This window comes from Desulforamulus profundi (assembly GCF_002607855.1).
Window position 1 is genome coordinate 1 of the sequence record NZ_AWQQ01000096.1, and the last position, 2,539, is coordinate 2,539.

General features: G+C 50.4%; 4 protein-coding genes and 2 pseudogenes. 1 reads left to right on the forward strand and 5 read right to left on the reverse strand.

The window, feature by feature from the left end:
* Positions 1 to 60 precede the first annotated feature (60 nt).
* The 3 genes from recO to P378_RS24330 are packed head-to-tail and all read right to left on the reverse strand — an operon-like array spanning position 61 to position 832.
* Positions 61 to 576 (reverse strand): DNA repair protein RecO, encoded by a 516-nt coding sequence (gene recO, locus P378_RS15365; RefSeq protein WP_238473311.1) that lies wholly within the window; start codon positions 574 to 576, stop codon positions 61 to 63.
* A gap of 8 nt (positions 577 to 584) precedes the next feature.
* Positions 585 to 683, reverse strand: a complete 99-nt coding sequence (locus P378_RS22225) for a hypothetical protein (RefSeq protein ID WP_420796016.1) — start codon at positions 681 to 683, stop codon at positions 585 to 587.
* Positions 653 to 832, reverse strand: coding sequence for a recombination protein O N-terminal domain-containing protein (locus P378_RS24330; protein WP_420796017.1), 180 nt, complete (start codon positions 830 to 832; stop codon positions 653 to 655). Before P378_RS24330 ends, P378_RS22225 begins: the two co-directional genes overlap by 31 nt.
* A gap of 271 nt (positions 833 to 1,103) precedes the next feature.
* On the opposite strand from P378_RS24330, the pseudogene P378_RS15370 reads away from it, so the two are divergent.
* Positions 1,104 to 1,657 (forward strand): annotated as a pseudogene (locus tag P378_RS15370) (UbiX family flavin prenyltransferase).
* A gap of 161 nt (positions 1,658 to 1,818) precedes the next feature.
* Here P378_RS15370 and P378_RS22230 read toward each other — a convergent pair.
* Together P378_RS22230 and P378_RS15375 are read right to left on the reverse strand one after the other, a co-directional pair.
* Complete coding sequence (locus P378_RS22230) at positions 1,819 to 2,262, reverse strand: hypothetical protein (RefSeq protein ID WP_238473313.1); 444 nt, start codon at positions 2,260 to 2,262, stop codon at positions 1,819 to 1,821.
* Positions 2,256 to 2,539 (reverse strand): annotated as a pseudogene (locus P378_RS15375) (S-layer homology domain-containing protein); the annotation flags it as partial. The pseudogene P378_RS15375 and the gene P378_RS22230, both read right to left, overlap by 7 nt.

Sequence of the window (2,539 nt, forward strand, 5' to 3'; positions counted from 1 at the left end):
GCAGAAGGTCTATTTTTCCAATTCACTGGTCACAGAGCATTCCTCCCTTAGTCCTTTGTACTATATATTTGTACCCCTGCCAGGGCTACTTTTATACAATCTATCCAGAAATTCCGTCGTTTTAAGTCTTTTTTCCAGGTTATATTCAATATATGCCCGGAGCAGGGCGCTTAGTTCCTGCCGGAGAATCTCCGGCACTTTAAGTTGATGAAGCTTTGTTAATTTCCAGCGGTAAAGTGTCTTCAGCACTTCCAATGTTCCCCGGTTAAATACCGTGATTTTATTTTCTGCAGATGCGCATGCCTGGCAAAGCAGGCCACCCAGGTTGGCGCTGAAACGAATTTTTGTTTCTGTCAGGGGTTCCCCACAACCGGAGCAGGCATTCAGTTCCGGCTTAAAGCCGGCCAGGCCGATTAATCTGGCCTCAAAGGCCCGCATGGCCATTTCCGTTTCCCCCGCGGCAAGCAGGTGCAGGGTGCTGAGCAGCAGGGCGAAAATGCCCTGGTTGGGCTCTCCTTCTCCCACAAAACCATCCGTCAACTCCGCCACATAGGAGGCTGCGGTCAGCCGGTTCAATTCCAGCCTTACTTCCGGAAAGGCTTCCCGCAGCCTCGGCCTGGCTCACCCGAATCCAGTTCTCTACCCTGGTGCATCATAAAGGTGGAATAGCAAAAGGGCTGCACAGCCCCCCGCTTACGGCTGTTTGGTTTGGCGGCCCCGTGGGCCACCGCCTTTGCTTTCCCCTTTGGACAGAATATAAGGTGATAATTTTATCCGCTTCCCGCATATCCCTGGATTTTAAAACAATGGCGTCTAGTTTATAAAGTTTCATCGGGAGACCCTGTCACCTTTCTGAAGTTACTTAGAAAAATATCGTGAATTACGTTATTTTAATCCTATTATAACGTAAATTACGGTATTCTTCGGGACAAAATAATAGCAGATTATTTAGATAACCCCATCTGGTCAGAATCTTGTAAATGATTAAGGCCGCCGTGGTTTTGCGCACTTCTATGACGGTTCTGGAGATTTTAGCCGTTTCTTCTTTCCTTGCTTTGAATTTTCTTGAAATTCTTGTACAATGGTGGAGGGAGGAGATGCGCTTGCGTATTGTTGTTGCGATCACCGGGGCTACCGGTGTACTATACGGAATCACCCTTTTAAAGCAATTAAAAAAATGGATGTGAAAACCCACCTTATTCTGAGCCGGTGGGCCAGGCGCACCATTGAGCTGGAAACATCCTATACACCGGGAGAAGTGGCTGAACTGGCAGACGTTTTTTATGCTGAGGATGACCTGGCGGCTGCCATATCCAGCGGGTCCTTCCGGCACCAGGGGATGGTGATCGCCCCTTGCAGCATGAAAACGCTGGCGGGACTGGCCCATGGTTACGCTGAAAACCTGATCGTCCGGGCTGCCGATGTCACTCTGAAGGAAGGCCGGCCTTTGATTTTGGTGCCAAGGGAAACGCCCTTAAACGTCATTCATCTGGAAAACATGCTAAAACTGGCGCGAGCCGGGGCGGTGATTCTGCCTCCCATGCCTACGTTTTACCACCGGCCTGCATCCGTCCAGGACATCGTTGACCAGACGGTAGGACGTATTCTGGACCGCTTGGGACTGGAGAACGACCTTGTGAAAAGGTGGACTGAGTGATTACGCCGCTTGTTAAGTGCTCATGGGTACAAGACAGTTAAGTCGTTCGCTGTGGATAACGGAACGCTCTTGCCAATTCGGAGAGAGTAACCCTTATTTATTAACACTTTGAGCCACGCATTGCGTGGCTCAATTATGTTTACCTTATATTTTACTTGTCGTTAGGAAGCAGCACCCGTGTCAGCAGTGGCATTTTCCCCGGTAGTTTCTGTCTCACCGGCAGTGGTTGTATTGCCCTCGGTACTCTCCTCAGTTGTTGTATCTGTATTTGTATCCGTTGATGCATTCTCTTGCTGAGTTGTCTCAACGGTTTGTTCAATTAAAACGGCCTGGCCTTCTTCATTGGTCACCACTCTTACCGGGGAACCGGCTACCAGATCGGATGCTTCGGCCCTCTGACCGTTAACGAAGATGACGGCATCTTGAGCTAGAACCACTTCGCTGGCATTATCGCCTGTGCCAATTTTCAGCACCTGGTTGCCGTCCACCGTTTCAACTGCCTGAAGTGCATTGGCGTCCTGGTTTTGCTGCTGTTGTTCGGTGAGAACCCTGTCAATAAGAGCGGCAATCTGGGCCCGGGTAATGGAACTGTTGGGGTTCAGCATGCCGCCGGGGCCTTGACAATTCCTTCGTTATACAGGGCCATGACATAGCCGATATCTTCCGGGGATACTAAAAGACCGTCTTTAAAAGGTAGGCTGGAGGTGTCCACCGGCTCCAATCCCATGGCCTTGGCAACCCAGACCATAGACTGCACCCGGCTGGCCTGAACGCCGGAGTGGAAGCGGTTAAGGTTAATGATTCCCTTGGCTTTGGCCTTAGTTACAACTCCCTTGGCCCAGTCCGGAACATCACTGAGTTCATCCTCTGTGCCGGTTTCTC

What these genes read in the sequence shown, in the direction of transcription:
- P378_RS24330 (WP_420796017.1), bottom strand. Translation starts at nt 832, where the DNA reads ATGAAACTTTATAAACTAGACGCCATTGTTTTAAAATCCAGGGATATG.
- P378_RS22230 (WP_238473313.1), bottom strand. Translation starts at nt 2,262, where the DNA reads ATGCTGAACCCCAACAGTTCCATTACCCGGGCCCAGATTGCCGCTCTT.